20 protein-coding genes are annotated in these 20,373 nt (G+C 32.4%); 3 read left to right on the plus strand and 17 right to left on the minus strand.

What is annotated here, in order from left to right:
- Window positions 1-2 precede the first annotated feature (2 nt).
- From OWK30_RS03685 to OWK30_RS03760, 16 genes are all read right to left on the minus strand, one after another.
- Window positions 3-443 (minus strand): DMT family transporter, encoded by a 441-nt coding sequence (locus OWK30_RS03685; protein WP_423323686.1) that lies wholly within the window; start codon window positions 441-443, stop codon window positions 3-5.
- A gap of 28 nt (window positions 444-471) precedes the next feature.
- Entirely contained in the window at window positions 472-1,734 is a 1,263-nt protein-coding gene (locus tag OWK30_RS03690) for a glycerate kinase type-2 family protein (RefSeq protein WP_423323688.1), read from the minus strand.
- Window positions 1,731-2,402, minus strand: coding sequence for an SAM-dependent methyltransferase (locus OWK30_RS03695; protein WP_423323690.1), 672 nt, complete (start codon window positions 2,400-2,402; stop codon window positions 1,731-1,733). Before OWK30_RS03695 ends, OWK30_RS03690 begins: the two co-directional genes overlap by 4 nt.
- Window positions 2,403-2,443: 41 nt before the next feature.
- A complete protein-coding gene (gene serS, locus OWK30_RS03700; protein WP_423323692.1) occupies window positions 2,444-3,721 on the minus strand; it encodes a serine--tRNA ligase in 1,278 nt (425 codons plus the stop codon).
- Window positions 3,722-4,435 carry a tetratricopeptide repeat protein gene (locus OWK30_RS03705; protein WP_423323693.1) on the minus strand — a complete coding sequence of 238 codons (714 nt, stop codon included), beginning with the start codon at window positions 4,433-4,435 and terminating at the stop codon, window positions 3,722-3,724.
- A 5-nt stretch (window positions 4,436-4,440) separates the two neighbouring features.
- Window positions 4,441-5,187: an outer membrane protein assembly factor BamD gene (locus tag OWK30_RS03710; protein WP_423323695.1), complete on the minus strand. Its 747-nt coding sequence runs from the start codon at window positions 5,185-5,187 to the stop codon at window positions 4,441-4,443.
- Between the two features lie 18 nt (window positions 5,188-5,205).
- Complete coding sequence (rimO, locus tag OWK30_RS03715; RefSeq protein ID WP_423323697.1) at window positions 5,206-6,513, minus strand: 30S ribosomal protein S12 methylthiotransferase RimO; 1,308 nt, start codon at window positions 6,511-6,513, stop codon at window positions 5,206-5,208.
- Window position 6,514: 1 nt separating this feature from the next.
- Window positions 6,515-7,429: a bifunctional riboflavin kinase/FAD synthetase gene (locus OWK30_RS03720; RefSeq protein ID WP_423323699.1), complete on the minus strand. Its 915-nt coding sequence runs from the start codon at window positions 7,427-7,429 to the stop codon at window positions 6,515-6,517.
- A 75-nt stretch (window positions 7,430-7,504) separates the two neighbouring features.
- A complete protein-coding gene (locus OWK30_RS03725; protein ID WP_423323701.1) occupies window positions 7,505-7,804 on the minus strand; it encodes a hypothetical protein in 300 nt (99 codons plus the stop codon).
- Window positions 7,805-7,873: 69 nt separating this feature from the next.
- Window positions 7,874-9,328, minus strand: coding sequence for an Asp-tRNA(Asn)/Glu-tRNA(Gln) amidotransferase subunit GatA (gatA, locus tag OWK30_RS03730; protein ID WP_423323703.1), 1,455 nt, complete (start codon window positions 9,326-9,328; stop codon window positions 7,874-7,876).
- 13 nt (window positions 9,329-9,341) lie between these two features.
- On the minus strand, window positions 9,342-9,638 hold the full coding sequence (gatC, locus tag OWK30_RS03735; protein WP_423323704.1) for an Asp-tRNA(Asn)/Glu-tRNA(Gln) amidotransferase subunit GatC: 297 nt from the start codon (window positions 9,636-9,638) through the stop codon (window positions 9,342-9,344).
- A 73-nt stretch (window positions 9,639-9,711) separates the two neighbouring features.
- Complete coding sequence (locus tag OWK30_RS03740; protein WP_423323706.1) at window positions 9,712-11,757, minus strand: ATP-dependent helicase; 2,046 nt, start codon at window positions 11,755-11,757, stop codon at window positions 9,712-9,714.
- Window positions 11,754-13,493 (minus strand): chloride channel protein, encoded by a 1,740-nt coding sequence (locus tag OWK30_RS03745; RefSeq protein WP_423323708.1) that lies wholly within the window; start codon window positions 13,491-13,493, stop codon window positions 11,754-11,756. The genes OWK30_RS03740 and OWK30_RS03745 overlap by 4 nt, the downstream gene beginning before the upstream one ends.
- 2 nt (window positions 13,494-13,495) lie before the next feature.
- Window positions 13,496-15,310 carry a glutamine--fructose-6-phosphate transaminase (isomerizing) gene (glmS, locus tag OWK30_RS03750; protein WP_423323710.1) on the minus strand — a complete coding sequence of 605 codons (1,815 nt, stop codon included), beginning with the start codon at window positions 15,308-15,310 and terminating at the stop codon, window positions 13,496-13,498.
- Between the two features lies 1 nt (window position 15,311).
- Window positions 15,312-16,676, minus strand: a complete 1,365-nt coding sequence (glmU, locus tag OWK30_RS03755; RefSeq protein ID WP_423323711.1) for a bifunctional UDP-N-acetylglucosamine diphosphorylase/glucosamine-1-phosphate N-acetyltransferase GlmU — start codon at window positions 16,674-16,676, stop codon at window positions 15,312-15,314.
- 228 nt (window positions 16,677-16,904) lie between these two features.
- A complete protein-coding gene (locus OWK30_RS03760) occupies window positions 16,905-18,164 on the minus strand; it encodes a hypothetical protein (protein ID WP_423323713.1) in 1,260 nt (419 codons plus the stop codon).
- Between the two features lie 126 nt (window positions 18,165-18,290).
- Between OWK30_RS03760 and hisF the strand changes: the two genes are divergently transcribed.
- Genes hisF through OWK30_RS03775 form a run of 3 tightly spaced genes read left to right on the plus strand, consistent with a single transcriptional unit; the run spans window position 18,291 to window position 20,073 of the window.
- Window positions 18,291-19,052, plus strand: a complete 762-nt coding sequence (hisF, locus tag OWK30_RS03765) for an imidazole glycerol phosphate synthase subunit HisF (RefSeq protein ID WP_423323715.1) — start codon at window positions 18,291-18,293, stop codon at window positions 19,050-19,052.
- 17 nt (window positions 19,053-19,069) lie between these two features.
- A complete protein-coding gene (hisE, locus tag OWK30_RS03770) occupies window positions 19,070-19,354 on the plus strand; it encodes a phosphoribosyl-ATP diphosphatase (RefSeq protein WP_423323717.1) in 285 nt (94 codons plus the stop codon).
- Window positions 19,351-20,073 carry a Rossmann-like domain-containing protein gene (locus tag OWK30_RS03775; RefSeq protein WP_423323719.1) on the plus strand — a complete coding sequence of 241 codons (723 nt, stop codon included), beginning with the start codon at window positions 19,351-19,353 and terminating at the stop codon, window positions 20,071-20,073. The genes hisE and OWK30_RS03775 overlap by 4 nt, the downstream gene beginning before the upstream one ends.
- On the opposite strand, the gene OWK30_RS03780 is transcribed toward OWK30_RS03775, so the two are convergent.
- The gene (locus tag OWK30_RS03780) at window positions 20,070-20,348 is read right to left on the minus strand and encodes an RNA-binding S4 domain-containing protein (RefSeq protein WP_423323721.1); all 279 of its coding nucleotides are present in this window, start codon (window positions 20,346-20,348) and stop codon (window positions 20,070-20,072) included. The two genes, OWK30_RS03775 and OWK30_RS03780, sit on opposite strands and share 4 nt — an antisense overlap.
- Between the last annotated feature and the right edge of the window lie 25 nt (window positions 20,349-20,373).

Raw genomic sequence — 20,373 nt, forward strand, 5'->3', positions numbered from 1 at the left:
TCTCACCTGTTATACGTTAAAAAAATTACACCAAGTAAAATAAATATAACCCCAAGAACATTTAAATATGATACATGAAAAACTGAAATATTAAATGGATTGTATTTATCAATAAGTAAGCCAATTATTAATTGAACACCAATTGTGATACTAAGTGCCGCACTTACACCTATTTTTGGTACAGAATATGTAATAATAAAAACAAAAAAGGCTCCCATTATTCCACCACTCAAGTACAATATTGGAACTTCAAAAATATTTTTCAGATTACCAAATCCTCTAAAAATAAGAATTAAAAATAAGGTTATCGTCCCCACAAAAAATGAGATAAAAGTACTTTCTAGAAATCCTGTATACTTGGCAAGTCTTGCATTTACCGAAGCCTGCAACGAAACGAATGTCCCCGCAATAAACAACAAAAACATCACAAGATACTTATTCATCTTACAAGTATTCCTCTCTGTAACTATCTTACTTTACAATCAAAACTGTCAAATCACATACATTTGTTCCTGTAGGCCCTGTTTTGATTAGCCCACCCATTTTGTCAAAAAAATGATACGAATCACACCTATTCAAAAAACCTTCTACATCCATCCCACTATCTATAACTTTCTGCCAAACATGAAAGTCAATTAAAGCTCCCGCAGCATCAGTAGGACCATCTATACCATCTGTCCCTACACTTGCAAAAATAGAATGTTCATCAAAAAAATTAACCGCATGCAAAAATGCTAAAACCATATGCTGATTCCTACCACCAATCCCACTCCCTGTAACCTCCACAGTAGATTCTCCACCAGCAATTATAGCAACAGGACGTTTCATTGGGAAGCCATCTTCAACAATATTTTTATATATTCCTGCAAACATCTGACCAATGGTTTCAGCATTCCCCTGATAATTTGATGTAAGCTTTATAACAGCAAAACCACAATTTGCCAACATGTCTGATAAAGCACTTAAGGCAACCTTGTTGCTACCAATAATAATATGTTTAACATTTTTACTAACAATATAATCTTCTTTTAAAATCAAGTTCAGTATCTGATTATCGAACAATTTATAAAGATCATACTTTTTTATAATTTTACTTACATCATCCTTCATCGGATATAATGGCGCCGAACCTATAAAAGCTAAATCATCTCCGACCACATCGGAAAGAACAAGAGTAACAACATCCCCTTTAATATATTTTAGTAATTTACCACCTTTTACTTTAGATAGTTTTTTTCTAATACTGTTCAACTCCTTTATATCCAAACCCAAATCCATTAATTTTTTCGTTATTAAGCGAATATCATCAATATCTATAGTATCTTCCGGCAACTCCAGAAGAGCTGATGTACCGCCACTTAACAAATAAATTATTAAATCTTTGTCAGACGTTTTGCTCAAATAATCCAACATCATTTTAGTGGCATTTACACTATTAAAATCAGGATAAGGATGTGATCCTACAACAACAGTTAATGTATCAAGTTTATCATAAAAGTTAGAAATTATTATACCACCAGTAATTCTATCCTTTAAAATTTTTTCCAATGCTCTTGCCATCAACACAGAACCCTTTCCACTCCCCACAACATGAATCTTTCTTCCATAGATATCAAACTCTTCCTCACCAATTCGAAGAACATCTCCTTGTAAGTCTACATAATTGATAAGCAAATTATCAGGTTTTACAAAATTTATCGTCTCATTAACAGCATTCAGCAAAAATTCTCTCATCTTTTTACTCCTTCCACAACAATAACAAAGGGAGCTTTCTTAACATCAGCTAGCATCTTACTTACATCTCTAGGAAACCCTCTAAACGTCTTCTCATTTGGCATACCAAGATTAAAAGATATTGATATCCTTCTTTTCAAATATTTCAAATCATCTAAAATATTTTTACATGCATAAGGTCGTTCCATCAAAACCACTGTTTCTCTAACATTTTCAAGTCTTTTGAAAAAATTTTTTCTGTTATCCCCTTTTTTAGGAGGAAAACCAGCAAAATAAAACTTTTCAGCATAAAAACCAGAAACAGATAAAGCAGCCATAATTGAAGACGGCCCTGGCAATGATACAACCTGAACATCGCACTTATATGCCATATCTATAAGTCTATACCCCGGATCAGCTACTGTAGGTGTCCCGCAATCAGAAAATAAAACCGAACTTTTTACCTCTTTTATCTTTTTCAAGGCTAATATATAATCATCTTCAACAGAGTGCTCATTTATTAATAAATATGGTTTATTTCTCATTTTCAAATAGGCAAGAAGCCTCAAAGTAAATTTTTTCTCTTCTCCAATAAATAAATCCACTTTTTTTAAAATGGCAACGTAATGTTCTGGAATTTCAGAATAATTCTGAGATAATGGTGTCGCTAAGACATATAATTTACACACAAAAACACCTTTTAAAAATTTTTAAGATCAAACACTAACTCTTAAGAAAGCTCTATCACCTCTATACCATCCATATATTTTCTAAGAACTTCAGGTATTATAACTGACCCATCTTTTTGCTGATAATTTTCTAAAATAGCAAGAAAAGTTCTACCAACAGCAAGCCCCGAACCATTCAAAGTATGTGGATACTCCACTTTTTTAGTTCCTTTTCTTCTAAACTTAATATTTGCCCTTCTAGACTGAAAATCTTTAAAATTACTACATGAAGAAATTTCTTTATATGTTCCTAATCCTGGTAACCATACTTCAATGTCATAAGTTTTAGCCGCAGAAAAACCAATATCACCACTGCAAAGAGTTACTACTCTGTATGGAATATTTAAAAGTTGTAATATCTCTTCCGCATCTTGTAAAAGTTTTTCAAGCTCATCAGCAGAATCTTCAGGTTTTACAATTTTTACTAATTCTACCTTATTAAATTGATGTTGCCTGATTAACCCTCTTACATCTTTACCATGACTACCAGCTTCTCTTCTAAAACAAGGAGTATAAGCTGTCATATAAATAGGCATCTCCTCTTCAGAAAGAATTTCATTGGCATAAATATTTGTCACAGGCACCTCTGCAGTAGGTATGAGATAAAGATTATCTCTCTCACATTTAAAAAGTTCCTCTTCAAACTTTGGTAACTGTCCCGTTCCTATCATTGTCTGCTCATTTACAAGGTAGGGTGGCATCAATTCGAGATAACCTTTTTTCGTCTGAATATCCAACATAAAATTTATTAAAGCCCTTTCTAGTTTTGCTCCAAGCCCTTTATAAAGAGAAAACCTAGACTTAGATAACTTCACACCTCTTTCAAAATCAACAATATCAAGAGCTTCTGCAATATCCCAATGAGGCTTTGGTTCAAAATCAAAATCTCTCTTCTTGCCCCATTCTTTGTATAATACATTATCATTTTCATCATCGCCAATTGGAATTGTATCATCAATAAGATTTGGAATTCTTAATAAAATACCTTTGATTTCAGCTTCTACATTTTTTAAATCTTCATCAAGTTTCTCAATCTCAACCTTAATGCTCTTTACTTTTTCCTCAATATCCTTTGTATTTTCCCCTTTTTTCTTCAACACCCCTATTTGTTTCGAAATTTCATTACGTTCATTTTTATACTTCTCCACTGTTTGAATTATCTTTCTTCTTTTCTTGTCAAGCTCTAAAATCAAATCAAAATCGACATCGTTATACCCTCGTGCATGAGTTTTCTCTTTAACCAACTCTATATTTGCTACAATAAATCTCAAATCCAACACTTAATATACCTCCTTTGCATTTTCTAAAAGATAAAGAAATATCCCCAACATCCTATTATTTGGATCCAAAGCTTTAGCTTTACTTAACGTATTAATACAAAATCCTAAGTATCCAAGCTTATAGTAAGCTACAGCCATATTAATCAGTGCTTCTACATAGTTAGGTTTTTTAATTAATATTTCATTATAATGAATGATCGCTTCTTCTAGCTTACCTATATCTCTTAATAAATTAGCATACTCAAGTCTTATATCTGGAAAATCCGGGGCAAGATTCAAAGCTTTTTCATATTCATTAACAGCTTCTTCATAAAGGAAAAGAGATTTATAAAGATTTGCAACCTCTGCATGCATGTTTGCTAATTTACCAATACAATATTTATCTGCTAACCCTTTTACCTTTTCTGATTTCTTTAGGTTAGACAAATACATTTCTGCCTGATCAAATTCCCCTATGCTATGTAATATCACCACCAAATTTATTAATGCCTCAGTGTAATAAGGATTTAGCTCCACAGCCTTTTTATAATGTTCAATTGCCCTATTTAAATCGTTTGAGATATAATAAATATATCCAAGATAATTATGTACATCTGCAAAATTATCTTTAAACTTTAAAAATTCTTCAAAAAACTGTCTCGCTCCAACATAATCTTTTGAATTATATTTTTCTTTCCCTTGTTCATAATAATAAAAAATTTTTCTATCATCCATTGTGTTTATCCAATTTTCTTTTTAATAAATCTCAACAATTCATCAACCCCTTGCAAAAGACGTGGATCTTTTCTCGTTTTCAGTAAATCTGTCAAAACAGATACAGCTTCAGAAGGTTTATTTAACTCCACCAAAACTTTCGCATAAAGCAGCGCTGCTTCTGGATATATTTTTGTATCTTTATACTCTTTAATAATTTTTTCCAGTCTTAATAGTGATGCTTTTTTCTCCCCAATTCTGACATAAAACTTTGCCACATAGAAATTTTTCTCTGCCAAAAGATTTCTTAAATGTCTTATTTTTTTATCAATATCATACCGTTTTGCATATTCAGGATATTTTTCCCTCAATTTCAAAAAAGTATTATAAGCATCCCTCGTATATGATTGGTCTCTGTCAATAGGTTGTAACATCGCATAGTATGACAGTCCAAGCCTTAACAATGCACGTTTCGCATCTTCATTATTTTCATACAGTTCCAAAAATGCTTTATACGCAGCAATAGCCTCATCAAATTTTTCATCTAGATAATAAGAATCTGCTAAAAAAAGTTGTGACTTTGCAGCAAGCTCAGGATTATTTGCTTTTTTCAATGCTTCTTCAAACAAAACAGCCGAATCTTCATATTTTTGTTTTTGAAAAAAATGTAAACCTTCCTTAAAAAGTGTTGCTGCATTCTTTTCTTGCTCTTGTTTACCTGCACATGAAATTACAAGAAATACTGCTATCAATAATATTAAAAGTTTTCTCATAATGGTACCTCGTAAAAGCTATAATTTAGATTCTATTTTACAATATAGGTCAGGATACACAACCCTTTTTATTTTACAAAGATAAGGTCCTACGCCATCTCTTGCTTCACCATCTATAAAATATACTTTACCATCAATATCTGGTGTTTGAAATAGTGCTCTTCCTTCAAGAATAAAATCAAAATCTTCATTTACTTTTTCAGCAAAGCAAACAATTTCCTTTTTTTTAAGAGACTTTAACTTTTCCATTGTAATTTTCTTTTGTATTTTTTGAAGTTCTCTCACCCTTCTATTCTTCTCCCGTTTACCTATTTGAGGCTCAAGCAAAGAAGCTTTTACTCCATTCTCTCTATAAAAAGGGAAAAAACCAGCAAAATCAGGTTTATATTCCTTCAAAAAATCCTTTATTTCACTCCATTCTTCTTCAGTTTCTGATGGAAAACCTACAATAAATGTTGTTCTTATAAAAGCATCAGATGATTTCTTCCTGATATTTGAAAAAATAGATCTAATCTTTTTTGAATCTGACTTTCTATTCATAAGTTTTAATATTCTATCATTAATATGTTGTACAGGAACCTCAAAATACTTTATTACTTTATCTAATCCTAAAACTATGTCTATAAGTTCTTCATCTATACCATCAGGATTTAGATAAAGTAACCTAATATAAAAATCACCTTTTATATCATGGAGTTTAGTAATAAGCTCTTTTAGTTTACCTTCTTTATAAATATCTAATCCATATTTAGTGGTATCCTGTGAGATTAAAATTAACTCTTTTATCCCTGACCTTATAAGCTTCTCAGCCTCATCTACTATATCTTCTATTTTCCTACTTCTCTGTGGTCCCCTTATACTTGGTATTGTACAGTATGAACATTTATTAATACACCCATCTGCTACTTTTAAATATGCATAGCTTTTCGGATTTAGTATCAATCTATTCTTGGCAAAATATAGGTTCTTTTCCTTCTCGGTATCTATTCCATTTTTTAGAAACAGAAGTACAGATTTTAATTCACCTACTCCAGCATAGTAATCTACAAAAGGAAATTCCTTTTCAAATTCATCTTTATATCGCTCAACCATACACCCTGTAACAACAAGCTTTTTCCCTTTTTCTTTATAAGGTTCAAACTCTAGAATTGTTTCCACAGCTTCCATAACAGCTGGCTCAATAAAACCGCAGGTATTTATTATTATCACATCTGCATCTTCAGGGTTATTAGATATTTCAAAGTTTTCTTCCACCATCTTACCTAATAGTACTTCTAAATCTACCTGATTTTTTGGGCAACCAAGACTAACCGCAGCAATCTTCATATTATTTCAAAACCTCTTTAGCCAATTTACAATCTTTTTCAATCTGAGAGATTAAATCTGTTATTTTATTAAACTTTTTCTCTTTCCTTAAATATCTATAAAACTCAACTTCTATAAATTTGCCATATATCTCTTTATCAAAATCAAAAATGTGAGTTTCTACCCTTATTTCTTCTCTATTTACTATAGTAGGCCTGATTCCTATATTTGTTACACTTTTATAATATTTTCCATCTATTAACGTCTTGGTAGCATATATACCATAAGCAGGAATAAGCTCATTGTGTACCTTAAGATTTGCAGTGGGATACCCCAAAAGCTTGCCATAGCCATCCCCTTTTACCACTTCCCCTTCTAAAGAAAAGGCTCTCCCAAGCATTCTGTTAGCAAAATCTACATTCCCTTCAGTTAAAAGTTTTCTTATATTCGTACTTGATACAATCAAGTCACCCACTTTTACAGGCGGTATTTTAAAAGCTGTGTACCCATATCTAGGTTCTAACAATTTCAAAAGTTCAAAATCACCTTTCTTTTTCTTGCCAAATCTGTAATCATAGCCAATTACTATAAATTTTGCTTTCAGCGTTTTTACCAACAATTCTCTTACAAAAATTTCAGGATTCATATTCGCTATACTTTCGTTAAACTCCAAATTAAAAAAATAATCTATCTCAAGCTCCTCAAATATTTTTTTCTTCTTTCTTTCGGTCATAATTAATTTTATATCATTATTAAAAAATTTTATTGGGTGAGGATTAAAGGTTATAACCCCACTTTTTAGATTATATTCTCTTGATAACTCTTTAACTTTGTTAACGATAGTTTGATGTCCTAAATGAACTCCATCAAAATTACCAATAGTAACAACCGTAGGAGCTCTATTAATCCATTTAGATAGATCTCTAATAACTTCCATTGTATCTGGAAAATATGTTATTTGGAGATAATAATCAACATGTTTTTACTATAAAATTATCTATTAATAAAAAAATCAAGCAAAATCTTCAAGAATATCTTTTTTTAATTTTTCCAGATCATCACTATTTATATTATCAAAATCAACATCTTGAAGAAACTGTTCAATATCCTCTTTTCTTACATCATCTCTACTTAACTCACCAAGAATATCAGTAATAAATATCAGTTTTTTAGCCTCAGGAGACAAAGATACCTTATCCACTGAGCCCGAAGAAGTCTTCTTCGAGCTCAGTGCATCACTTGCTTTACCAAATTTAACTTGTTTGTTATAAGTCCTTAGTATATTATAAATGTTACCTGACTCAACAGTCATCAATTTTCACCTTAATAGTCTTCTTTTAATTAATCGACTATCACAAAAAAAAACTTTAACTTTTTTTAATTATAACTGAGGAATCTTTTTATGGTAATCTGTAACCTCCTGATACTTATATGCAAGCTTTAATATCTTTTCTTCTTCAAAATAGTTTCCCATAAGCTGCAAACCAATAGGAAGATGATTACTATCAAAACCACATGGGATTGATATCCCACAACCACCATAGAGATTCAGTGAAATAGTAAATATATCACTCAAATACATTTGAAGAGGATCACCACTCTTCTCCCCTAATCTAAAAGCTGTGGTAGGTGAAGTAGGCGTTAAAATAACATCCACCTGTTTAAAAGCATTTAAAAAATCATTTTTAATGAGAGTTCTTACCTTTTGCGCCTTAAGATAATATGCATCATAATAACCAGCACTCAACACATATGTCCCTAGCATAATTCTTCTCTTTACTTCATCACCAAAACCAATTGACCTTGTTTTCTCATACATTCCAATAAGCCCATCTGCTTCAGCCCTAAATCCATATCTCACTCCATCATACCTTGCTAGATTACTTGATGCCTCTGCTGTCGCAATAATATAATAAACTGCAATACCATATTCTGTATGAGGTAAACTAATCTCAATAATCTCACACCCTAACCCTTTAATAACATCTATAGCATCCTCAACTCTTTTTTTAACATCTTCCTGCAATCCTTCACCAAAAAACTCTTTCGGAATCCCTACTTTCATACCTTTTACATCCACGGTTAATGCGCTCATATAATCCTTTTCTGGATAATCCGCAGAGGTTGAATCATGAATATCATGTTTTCCAATTATACTTAAAAGTAGTGCAGCATCTTCAGCTGAGGTGGTAATAGGTCCAATTTGATCCAAACTTGAAGCAAAAGCCACTAAACCATACCTTGACACCCTACCATAGGTGGGTTTTAAGCCACAAACACCACAAAGAGATGCAGGTTGTCTAATTGATCCACCTGTATCACTCCCTAATGAAGCAGGAACTAGCCTTGCAGCTACAGAAGCAGCAGAACCGCCAGATGATCCACCAGGAACCCTTCCCAAATCCCAAGGATTTTTAGTTTTTTTATAAAAAGAGTTTTCACAGGATGATCCCATGGCAAACTCATCCATATTTAACTTACCAATTATCAAAAAACCTTTTTCCTTTAGCAAACTTACAACTGTAGCATTATATGGAGAATTAAAATTTTCAAGAATTTTTGATGCACAAGTAGTAGGCATCTCTTTTGTAACTAAATTATCCTTTATAGCTAATGGTATGCCAGCAAATTCAGGCAGCTCCTCTCCATTTTTTCTTTTCTCATCAATCAGCTTTGCCTCTTCAAGCACATTTTCATTTATATATAAAAATGACTCTATTTTTTCATCTAGTAATTTTATCCTCTCAAGATAAAATTTGTTCAGCTCATAAGCAGTAATTTCTTCATTATCTAGAAGAGTTTTTAACTCTAAAATAGACTTATTAAGTAAATCCATCCTTTCTTCCTCCTTACCCTTCAATTACCCTTGGTACTTTAAAATGTCCATAATCCTTATCTGGAGCATTTTGTAGAGCCTCTTCATTGCTAAGAGAATCTCTAACATCATCTTCTCTAAACACATTTATTATATCCAAAACATGAGAAGTAGGCTCTACCCCTTCAGTATTAAGCTCATTTAATTTGTGAATATAATCAAGTATTTTATTCAACTCTGTAGTAAATCTTTCCAATTCATTTTCTTCAAACTTCAACCTTGCTAGCTTTGCAATGTGCTTCACATCCTTAGTCGAAATAATCTGTGACATTTTCCACCTCTTTAGTAGATTTATATAAGTTTTCTTTATTAAAACTTCCGTCCAAACATTTAGTTAACACAAACTAAATTAATTTTAAAAACCTTAGTGACATTTTCTTTATACCAAATTTTTCAAAAAATACATCAGCTTTTGCATCCTCACCACTACCTTTAATTGAAATTATCATACCTTTGCCAAATTTTGAATGAAACACTTTCTTTCCATCCTTAAATTCTTCCTCTAATCCTTTAACAATTCTCATTTCATCTATAAAAATGGAGGGTTCCATTTCTTGTCTTCTACCATATACAATCCTAGTATCCGCATATGTTACAATCAACCTCTTTTTTGCTCTTGTAATCCCCACATAACAGAGCCTTCTCTCTTCCTCAAGTTCACGTTGTTCATCCATACTGCTAAAAAGAGGAAATAATCCATTTTCTAGCCCCACAAGAAAAACTGTATCAAACTCTAACCCTTTTGCAGAGTGAATAGTCATCAACTTTACAGAGCCACCATCTATTTCATCTACTGAAGTTTGCAAAGTAGTTGTAGAAAGGAAATCACCTAAATTAACCTCTTTAACCGTCTCTTCATAGGCCACAGCCGAATTAATAAGCTCATTTATATTATTTATTCGTTTATCCGCCACGTATATTTCTTCAAATTGTTTTATATACTCTTCATATTTTGTCTTATTTACAATATAAGAAATCATTTCCGATACCTTATCAAATTGATTTAACCCATCAATAAGATTGATAAAATCTAAAAGCTTTTTTGCAAGCTTTCCAGATGATTCTTCAGCAACAATTTTTACAGCATCAAATACTGAAACTCTTTCTCCATTCACCACACTTATTATTTTTTCAATAGTTTTATCACCAATTCCTCTCGGAGGAGTTTTCACACATCTAATAAAAGATGGTACATCATAATAATTATTGAAAAACCTTAAATAACTTAAAATATCTTTTATTTCTTTTCTTTGATAAAAGCTTATCCCTCCAATAACTTGATAAGGTATTCCCCTACTATTAAGAGCTACCTCAAAATTCCTTGATTGAGCATTTGTCCTATAAAGTATTGCAATATCTGAAAGGGGTACACCTTCTTCTACAATTTTATCAAGCTGTTTTACCACAAACTCAGCTTCATCACACTCATCATAACAACGCCTTAGATCAATTTTTGCATCAAAATTATGATAAGGTTTAAGACTTTTATCCTTCCTAAAACAATTATTCCTGATTAAATTATTTGCTACATATAAAATGGCTGGTGCACTTCTATAATTCCTCTCAAGCTTCACAATTTTGACATCGCTAAAGTATTTGTCAAAATTAACAATATTTCCTATTTCAGCTCCACGCCATCCATAAATTGATTGATCATCATCTCCAACAACGCAAATATTTCCTTTTTGTTCTGCCAAAATTTTTAAAAAATCAAACTGAATTGAATTTGTATCTTGAAACTCATCTACTAGTATATAATCAAAAAGATTAATGTAAAAATGCAGAATTTCTCTATTTTCAAGAAATATTTTCAACGTCAAAGCCAACATATCATCAAAATCTATCTGTGCAGATTGCTTTAATTCTAATTGATAATATCTAAACACATCATCAAAACGATGAACCAATTCTTCAGGCTCTTTCCCATAAACAAAATCTAAGCTATTTTTATAATTACTAATAAAATGCAAATACATCTTTGGCGAAAACTTTTTATGGTCTATATTAAGCCTTTTTATAATGTTTTTTATAAGACTTAAACGGTCATCCTGATCAATTATGGTAAAATTGTTTGGTAAACCAACAAGATACCCTTCTCTCCTTAAAATTCTCAACGTATTAGAATGGAATGTTCCTATCCAAAGATTGAATGCTTCATCCCCCACAATAGAGTATACTCTTTTTTTCATTTCATCAGCTGCTTTATTTGTAAAAGTAACTGCCATTATTCTATGTGATTCCATTTTTTGTTTTTCAATAAGATATGCTATTTTATAAGTAATTACACGTGTTTTCCCTGTCCCAGCCCCTGATAAAACGAGTAAAGGAGAATCTACATAAGTTACAGCTTCTAACTGTTCGTTATTTAGCTCTTTTTCAAAATCGATCATTTATTCTCCATGAACTGCATAACAGCTTTATTGTATGCCAAAATGATATCACTTCTTCTCAACAACCCCTTAAGTTTGAGATTCCCATTTTCTTCTTCTACTACAGGAACAGCTCCAAGATCTTTTATTCCTAACTTTTTCAAAGCAGTAGAAAGGGTATCCTCTGGACTAACATAAATCAACCCCTTTTTAGTACATATTTCACCAGCCACCACAATATCCTCAAGCCCTTCTTCAAATAACACCCCTTTAATATCGTCCAATGAAAGCATACCAACAAGATATCCTTCTCTATTTAAAACAGGATAATAAATATGCTTTGCATTCTTGATCCCTTCAAGAATCTCTTTAAAATGTGTATCCTCATTAAAAAAGGTAATATCTGTAAGCATAACATCTTTCACTTTGATTGAGCTCATAATTTGTTCTTCAGCACCTTTATTTATCTTAATCCCTTGCTTAGTAAGTATCCATGTAAATATGGACTCTTTTTCCAAAGCATTTGCAGCAATATTTGCAATAATAGTTGAAAGCATCAACGGTAAAATTATCTGATAATTACCTGTAATTTCAAAAATAATTAAAATAGCTGTAAGCGGAGCTCTCATGGTTGCAGCAAGCATTGCACTCATAGCCACAAGACCATAAGCCCCACTTCCTGCAGTCACTGAAGGAAACAAGTAATTAAATACTGTACCTATAAAACCACCACTTGCAGCTCCTATAAAAAGGGATGGGACAAAAAGACCTCCTGAACCTCCTGAGGCAAGAGTAAAAGATGTTGCTATCATTTTCAAAAAAATCAGCAAAAAAACAAGTAAAAATGGTGCTTTACCATAAAGTATATCATCAATGGTGTCATAACCCACACCCATAACTTCTTTAACAAAAAGTCCTATTATTCCCAAAAGTAACCCACCTAATGCTGGTTTTAAAAACTTTGGGATACTGATATTCTCAAACTTTTCTTCAAAATAATAAAAAGTTTTAATAAAAATAACTCCCACAAATGCACACCACACACCAAGAATTATATAAAATAGCAATTCTACAGGATTTTTAAGTTCATATGGAGGAGCAAAAAATGTAACATCATTCCCCAATAGCGCCCTTGAAATCACAGTGGCAATGACAGATGAAATAATTATTGGCGAAAAAGTTTTAATACCAAACTCACCCAACAACACCTCTGCTGCAAACATTGCGCCACCTATGGGAGCATTGAACGTTGCTGCAAGCCCTCCAGCTGCTCCTGCAGCAATAGCACTCTTCATACGAGCTGATGAAAACTTAAAAATTTTACCTATTCCAGACCCAAGAGCTGCACCTATTTGAACAATAGGTCCTTCTCTACCAGCTGAACCTCCTGTCCCTAAAGTAATGGCAGATGACACTGTTTTTACCACCGCAACAAACGGTGAAATAGAACGATTTAAAGCAATTACCTTCATTACATCTGGAACACCATGCCCTTTAGCAGATTTAAAAATAAGTGCAATTATTCCTACAATTAAACCACCAATGGCAGGGACAAAAACAATCTTTAACAAAGATACCTTCTGAAGCACTTCTAAAAAATACTCAGAATCAGAGCCATAAAAAATCCTCTGAATAAAACCAATTAAATACCTGAATATGTAGTTACCATAACCAGCTAAAACACCAATTAATGTAGAAATCAGGATTAGGTATAAGTCTTCATGTTCGCTTAAAAATTTAGAAATTCTTTCACGCATTTTCACTCAACCGTCACACTTTTAGCTAAATTTCTTGGTTGGTCGACATCAAGCCCTAACAAATTTGCACAGTGATAAGCAAAAAGCTGAATAACAACAGAATTTAAAAATGGTGTCAACTCATCGATACAGCTAGGCACCTCTATTACATAATCTGATTTACCTCTAATATCTTCATCCCCTTCAGTAACTGTTGATATCACTATACCACTCCTAGCCTTTACCTCCTCAACATTGGAAAGTATCTTATCATATATTTCAGATTTTGTACCAAGCACAAAAACAGGCATATCTTTATCAATCAAAGCTATTGGACCATGTTTCATCTCTCCTGCTGGATACCCCTCTGCATGAATATATGATATCTCTTTTAATTTCAATGCCCCCTCAAGAGCAATTGGATAATTATAATGTCTTCCTAAATATAAAAAATTCTTGAAATTTATAAAATCTCTCGCTATTCTCTCAATATATTTGTCATGCTTCAATACCAACTCTATCTTCTCTGGTAGTTTAATCAGTTCACCCAAATACCACTTTATCTCATCTCTTGATAATTTTTCTCTCTTTTGAGCTAAAAAAAGTGCAAAAAGAAAGAGAGACACAAGCTGTGTGGTAAACGCTTTTGTAGAAGCCACACCAATCTCTGGCCCAGCATGGGTATAAATCACACCATCAGATTCTCTCGCTATGGTAGAACCTACTACATTACATATGGATACAACCTTTGCTCCACTCTTTTTTGAAAGCCTCAACGCTGCTATTGTATCCGCCGTCTCTCCTGATTGCGAAATAGGTAAAAGTAAGGTTTCTTCATCAATTATTGGATTTCTATATCTAAACTCTGATGCTATATCCACCTCTACTGATATTCTAGCCAAATTTTCTATATAAAACTTACCAATTAATCCTGCATGCCAACTTGTACCACAGGCCACAATAACAATCTTCTTTATATTATTAATTCTCTCAAAATCTATCTCCCCAAAATATATCTTTCCATCTTCCAAAGAATATTTCCCACGTATTGTATCTATTATCCCCCTAGGCTGCTCATAAATCTCCTTGAGCATAAAATGCTTGTACCCTGATTTCTCAGCCATAACTGGATTCCAATCAATGTGCTTGGACTCCCTTGTCACCTCTTCTTCGCCATTGAATATCTTGATACTTCCCTTTCTAAGTAACGCCACATCACCTTCTTCCAGAAAAATAAACTCTCTAGTATAATTTAATACCGCTGGAATATCGCTGGCTGCAAAAACATCGTCCTCTGAAATCCCTATCACCAAAGGGCTATCATATCTGGCCACAACTATCCTGTCAGGCTCTTTTTCACTAATAGCTGCTATGGCATAAGAACCTTTTAATCTCTTAATCCCTTTTCTCACTGCATCAAAAAGGTCTCCTTCATACAAGCTATCAATAAGATGAGCTATCACCTCTGTATCTGTTTCAGACTTAAAATCATAACCCTTTTGTATTAATTCTTCTTTTAACTGAAGATAATTTTCTATAATACCATTGTGCACAACTGCAATGTGATTTGAAAAATGTGGATGTGCATTTTCATAAGAAGGCTTACCATGCGTGGCCCACCTTGTGTGCCCTATGCCAATAGATGCTGTCAATTCCTTATCTGCTACTAGCTCTTTCAATATAGAAAGCTTACCTTTAGCTCTAAAAACCTCTATTTTATCTTTCTCTATGATTGCAATACCAGCAGAATCATAACCCCTATATTCCAACCTTGTAAGCCCCTCAATAAGAACATCCTTTGCACTTCTATCCCCTATAAATGCTACAATGCCACACATATTACTTCTCCTTACTCATCTTTTTTGCTCTCCAGCGTGGAACCCACCCTTCAATGTTTCTCTGCTCAGCTCTTGTAATGGCAAGAGCATCATCCGGCACATCCTTTGTAATTGTAGAACCAGCTGCTATCAGGGCACCTTTTCCAATTTTAACAGGTGCAACAAATTGCACATCACTCCCCACAAATACATCATCACCAATTACAGTCTTATGCTTTGAAAAGCCATCATAGTTACAGGTAATAGTCCCACATCCCACATTTACATTCTTTCCTATTTCTGCATCTCCAAGATAAGTCAAATGACTAGCTTTAGAACCTTTACCAAAAAACATTTTCTTAGTTTCCACAAAATTACCTATTTTATTTTCCCCTTCTAATATTGTATCAGGTCTCAAATGAGCCATTGGCCCCACACTGCATTTTTTGCCAACCTTTGAATCTTCAATGAGAGTATTATCTTTGATTTCACAATCTTCTTCAATAACACTGTTTACAATTCTAACCCCAGGATAGATTATACACCCTTTTTTAATAACTGTCTCTCCCCCCAAATACACATTAGGATATATTATTACATCGTTTTCTATTTTAACACTCTCATCACAATAAAAGGTTTCCAAATCCATTATGGTAACACCTTCTCTCATAAAGTTGTAAGCTCTCTGTCTCCAGATACTCTTTGAAGCACTGTAAAGGGCGACCCTATCATTAACACCTAAAAACTGATCAGAATCTTCAACCAAATATGCAAAACTGCCACTTTTTACGATATCAGTTAGATAATATTCTCCCTGAGCATTATCATTCTTTAGGTTCTCAAGGGCAGGTTTCAAATAGGCAAAATCAACCAAATAAATACCAGTATTAACTTCGTTTACCCTCTTTTCATAATCGTTTGCATCCTTTTCTTCCACAATTTTTAAAACCTGTTTTTTCCCATCTCTTATAATTCTTCCATAACCTGTAGGATCATCCATCAACGTAGTGATTAACGCTACATCACTGTTTTTTGCTTCCTCAACAAATTGTTTTAGTGTTTGAGCTTTTACAAGGGGCATATCCCCGCATAAAATTAAAACCTTGCCGTCAAAATCCTCAATATTTTTAATGGCAGATTTAACCGCATCACCAGTACCAAGCTGCTCTTCTTGAAAAACATAATCTATTTTCTTCTCATTAAGGTAAATTAACAAATCATTTTGTGTTTTATTAACTACAACCACAACATCATTACTTATCCTTTTTGCGGCAACCAGCACATAATCAATCATTGGTTTTCCAGCCACATTAAACATCACCTTAGATTTCTCACTCTTCATTCTAGTCCCTTTTCCCGCTGCAAGAATAACTACTTTAATATCCATATATACCTCCCAAAGCGCCATATACGACCATCTATAAGTTTTAGATAGTAATTAAAACTAAATACCCTGTCAACATTTAGAAAACACTGGCGTCATCCCATAGAAAACATTGACATAGCTTACTATTAATGCGTTGATAGTAAAGTAACAATCTAGCTGCTTCAACCCACCATAAAAACGTATTAAATTATTATATATAAAACAAGCTTTAACTAAAATGGTGCTCTTTTAGTATTTCTCAAAAAAATAGTAAATATTATTATTTATTTTCCGCTTAAACATGAGATAATTTTTGTCATTATTTACCACTTTAGCATAAACTATCTCTTTAGCATCTAAAATAAACTTTCCATGCAAATAAGGTAAGCTTCTACAATCTGCAGGAATTTTTTTAACTACCCTAAAAGATTCTGTTACCAAATCTAGTTCTCTAATTTTATCATCTAAGTCTTTCACATAAATTCTATTGTTTTCTATACATCCTTTTATTTTTATTGGTTTCAATATTAAAGATTTTCTATAAATTTTTTTTGAGATATCGATTTGATAAATCGCACCATTTACAATACCATAAAGTTTATTACCATAAAAAATTAATCTTTCATAATTATTATTTAATAATAGTTTCTCACTATTTACATAAAGAAACTCAGTACTAAAATAACCTACTTTACCTTCTACCAAATAAAAAATTTCATCCACAACTTTTTCAGCTTTCTTAGTTAGCCCATTACTATCTATATTAAACGTAAAAAATTTATTATTTTTTTTGAAATAAAGTTGCGTTACATTCTTTCTTTTTTGAAAGCCAAAATCCTTAACGCCAACAAAATTGGCAACATCTACATAGTCCTTTTCGATTTTCTTTTTTACAATTAAATTATCATTTTTTGTTAATATAAAAAAATAATTATCAATCAATTCAACTCTTGAAACTGCTTCATTAAAATCAAATAGTTTCACGACTATCTTTGTAAAAATATTTTTTTCTAAAAGAGTAGAACCTTTCTGAAAAAAAATATTGTTTCCATCAAAACCCACAACTTGCTGAGCCCTCATTTCTAAAATCTGCCCACATTTATATAAATCTAAAAAATAAAAATTCTTTTTACCCTTTAACATGATAATTCGATTTCCCGAATAGATTTGGTCTATCTGATCATTAGGTAAACTGAAGATTCCGCAACTATTAATGTTATCTAAATTAATCAAAAATTTATCTGTTAAAATAATCCCCCTATCAAAATCTATTACACCAACAGCAAGCAGTTTTTCAGGATAAGTTTTTTTAAACACAACAACTGATTTCTTTAAAAGAGATGACTTTGGAAATGTTTTCTCAAACAAGGTAGGTGAGTCCTCTTTAATGTCTCCAATAAAAAAAGTATTTATAGACTTATCATTAAGTAAATGTATTGTACTTTTCTCATGCACACAGGAAATAAATAAGCTAGCAAACATAAATAAAAAACAAGCTTTCATTTTCATAAGATAAAATTAGCATTAAAAAAAAATATATGCCACCCAAAAAATGAAAAGAATCTACATTTACGTTGATATTTAAATCATCACTTGTTATTAATAGATTAAGATAAATAATGTAGAAGGTGAGTTATGCTTGCAAAAAGAATCATCCCTTGCCTTGATGTAAAAGACGGCAGAGTTGTAAAAGGAACAAAATTTTTAAATCTCAAAGATGCAGGAGATCCTGTTGAGGTTGCAAAACTTTACAATGACGAGGGTGCTGATGAAATAACTTTTCTTGATATAACAGCTAGCGCAGAAAACCGTAGTATCATTCTTGACGTTGTAGCCAAAACAGCTGAACAGGTTTTTATTCCACTTACAGTTGGTGGAGGGATCAGAACAGTTGAAGATATTAGAAACTTATTAAATGCAGGTGCTGATAAAGTATCAATTAATACTGCAGCAGTTAAAAATCCAGAATTCGTAAAAGAAGCTTCTGCCAAATTTGGTTCTCAATGCATTGTTGTGGCTATAGATGCCAAAAGGAAAACGGACAGCTTCGGGTGGGAAGTCTATACCCATGGTGGGAGAAATCCTACAGGCAAGGATGCCATTGAATGGGCAAAAAGAATGGAACTTTATGGTGCGGGTGAAATACTTTTAACAAGTATGGATAAAGATGGTACAAAAGACGGTTATGACATTGAGCTAACAAAGGCAATTGCAGAAGCTGTAGAAATACCTGTTATAGCTTCAGGTGGTGTTGGATGCCCAGAACATATTCTTGAAGGGGTGACAAAGGGTAAAGCTGATGCAGCTCTTGCTGCATCAATATTTCATTATAAAGAATACAGCATAAAAGAGGTAAAGCAGTTTTTAAAAGACAATGGTATAACTGTTAGATTGTAAAAGGAGGATTGCAAAAAATGAACTTTGAAATTATCGAAAAATTAATAAACATTATTAAAGATAGAAAAACTAACCCAAAAGAAAGCTCGTATACCAACACATTATTATCCGCAGGAGAAAACAAAATTATAAAAAAATTAGGTGAAGAATTTGCCGAATTTTTAAAAGCCTATTTAACAGAACCTGAAAAAAGAGTTGTTTCTGAATTTGCTGATTTATTTTACCATTTCCTTGTTGCTTTCGAATATAAAGATATAGACTTTGCAAATGTTTTAAAAGAATTGGAGAGCAGACACAAATGAAATTGCTCTCACATATAATTTTCGAAGAAGCGGAAGAAAAATTATCAAATCTATCTGTAATTGATTACGTCTTAGGATTAAGTTACATAGCTGTAAAAACGGAAGCTGGAATAGGGATAGCCTACACCTTCAGAACAAATATTTCATCTGGTTGTAATATACTCAATAAAAATCTTAAAGGGCTAAAAGCCCTTGACCTTGCCAAGCTTTTTTTTAGTGATAATCTCCTTGAATCCTCAATAGGTCTTGCGACAATAAACTCGGTTTTGAACAATGGGCAAAAAGATATCTGTGAAATTACTGAACGGTTTGATTTTAAAAATAAAAATGTAGCTATTGTAGGATATTTCAAACCAGTCATTGAAAAAATTAAAGATATTGTCAAAAATCTATATATTTTTGAACTAAAAACTTTTCCTAATATTTTACCACCCAATCTTGCAAAATTTTATCTTCCAAATTGTGATATTGTAATAATCTCAGGCACAACATTGATTAATAAAACAACGGAAGATTTCCTTTGTTACTGCTCTGATAACAGTGTAAAAATAATAATGGGACCATCCACACCCCTTTCCAATGAATTGGGTAAGTTTTCAAATATTGCAGGAAGTTTCGTGAAAGATGATAACATCCTCGATGCCATATCAAAAGGCGCCGGCATGAAAGGGATAAAACCTTATATAGAAAAACGATGGCTCACTAAATCAACTATTTAAAAATCATCCACATTTTTTACTTCATAGGATAAAACTTCTATATATTCATCAATATCTTTTTTAGGAATACTCCCTTTAGTCACAGGTACCTTCAATACCTTTATTTCTTTCTTATAATTCCACATATCGAGAGTAACCAAATCCCCTTCTTTAATCTTCGTAGAAGGTTTCGCCTTTCGTCCATTAACATAAACAAAACCTTCATCAGCAGCTTCATTTGCCACACTTCTACGTCTAATAAGCATAGTCACTTTTAGGAATTTATCGAGTCTCATAAAAATCTCCACAAATCAGTTGCCT

It is taken from the genome of Deferribacter abyssi (assembly GCF_049472655.1).
Classification (GTDB): domain Bacteria; phylum Chrysiogenota; class Deferribacteres; order Deferribacterales; family Deferribacteraceae; genus Deferribacter; species Deferribacter abyssi.